This window comes from Streptomyces rishiriensis (assembly GCF_003112535.1).
GTDB classification, from domain to species: domain Bacteria; phylum Actinomycetota; class Actinomycetes; order Streptomycetales; family Streptomycetaceae; genus Streptomyces; species Streptomyces rishiriensis.
In genome coordinates this window covers 1-1,178 of the sequence record NZ_BEWA01000072.1, presented here as the reverse complement: position 1 = coordinate 1,178, position 1,178 = coordinate 1, and the positions used below count along the sequence as shown (strand labels likewise).

General features: G+C 69.5%; 1 protein-coding gene. It reads left to right on the top strand.

Annotation, left to right across the window (positions count from 1 at the left end):
• Positions 1–92: 92 nt before the first annotated feature.
• The coding region (locus Sri02f_RS40950; protein WP_218029947.1) for a polyketide synthase dehydratase domain-containing protein at positions 93–1,178 on the top strand (1,086 nt) is incomplete at its 3' end.

The window sequence follows — 1,178 nt, the reverse complement described above, 5'->3', positions numbered from 1 at the left end:
ACCGGGCGCTGATGAGCAGCTTGGGGCAGTTGCACGCCCGGGGTGTGCGGGTGGACTGGGAGAAGGTGTTCGCCGGGACCGGAGCCCGCCGGGTGGACCTGCCCACCTACGCCTTCCAGCGGCAGCGGTTCTGGCTGAACTCGAACGTCTCGGCCGGTGATCCCGCGTTCGCGGTGGAGCATCCGCTGCTCGACTCGGTGATCAGTGTTCCCGACACCGGCGGTGTGCTGGGCACGGGCCGGCTGTCGCTGGCCGCCCAGCCGTGGCTCGCGGACCACACCGTGTCCGGCACCGTCCTGCTGCCGGGGGCCGCACTGGTCGAGTTGGCCGTCCGTACCGGGGACGAGGTGGACACGAGCACTTTGCGCGAGCTGGTGATCGAGGCCCCGTTGGTGGTTCCTGACGAGGGCGTGGTCCGTATTCAGGTCTCGGTCGGCGAGGACAGCGGCAGCGGAGACCGGCCGGTCGCGGTGTACTCGCGGCCCGACGACGCCGAGCCCGGAACCCCCTGGGTGCGACACGCGAGTGGCCGGCTCAGCGCCGACGTTCCCGCTCCTGCTGCCATGTTCGGCGTGTGGCCACCGAAGGATGCGACGGCCGTGAACGTGACGGACCTGTATGAGGAGCTGATCGCCCGTGGTTATGGCTATGGGCCGGTGTTCCAGGGACTGCGTGCGGTGTGGCGCAGGGACGACGAGGTGTTCGCCGAGGTCGCGTTGCCGTCGGGAGAAGTGGACGCGGCAGCAGGGTTCGGTCTGCACCCGGCGCTGCTGGATGCCGCACTGCATGCCGGCGCCTTCGCGCAGCCACACGGTTCCGATGACGAAGACGGAGGCATACGGCTGCCGTTCGCGTGGAGTGGTGTGGCTCTTCATGCTTCGGGTGCGTCGTCGTTGCGTGTGCGGTTGACGTCGACGGGGGCGGAGTCGCTGTCGCTGGACCTGGCCGACGGCGAGGGTGCTCCGGTGGCCTCGGTGGAGTCGCTTGTGTTGCGGGCGGTTTCCGAGGAGCAGTTGAGGGTGTCCGGCGGCGCCGGTGGTGGTGATGCGTTGTTCCGGGTGGAGTGGTCGTCTCTGGCGATGCGTGCTGATGCGGATGGGGACGGCGTCGGTGGTGTGGAGGTTTTGGAGGTGCCGTCGGCGGTGGTGGATGCGGGGGCGGTGCGTGAGGTGACTGCC